The 280-nt window shown below is 47.5% G+C and carries 1 protein-coding gene; it reads right to left on the bottom strand.

The window, feature by feature from the left end; translation table 11 throughout:
- Nucleotides 1-280 (bottom strand): transposase (locus AB4623_RS24275; RefSeq protein ID WP_372147541.1); only part of this gene is annotated, 280 nt, incomplete at both ends.

Here is a 280-nt window from a genome sequence, read left to right as displayed (position 1 = left end):
TAGTTTTCATATTCGGTTTGATTGTGTAAAAGCGACCATATAATTCGTGCGTTCTTCGCGGCAAGTGCCACTATCGCTCGGTTCATTCCTCTTCGTTCTAGAACGCCTCGACACCACTGACTTAGCTTATCTTGCTTGTCGCCAAGGTTGGCAATGACTGTCCTTGCCCCGTGAACTAATAGTGTTCGCAAGTATTTGTCGCCGTGTTTGGTTATCCGACCTAAGCGAGGCTTTCCTCCCGTCGAATATTGCTTTGGTACTAGTCCTAGCCAAGCAGAGA

Origin of the sequence: Vibrio sp. 10N.222.52.C12, assembly GCF_041474215.1 — a bacterium.
GTDB classification, from domain to species: domain Bacteria; phylum Pseudomonadota; class Gammaproteobacteria; order Enterobacterales; family Vibrionaceae; genus Vibrio; species Vibrio crassostreae_C.
This window is presented reverse-complemented; position numbering and strand designations above follow the sequence as displayed.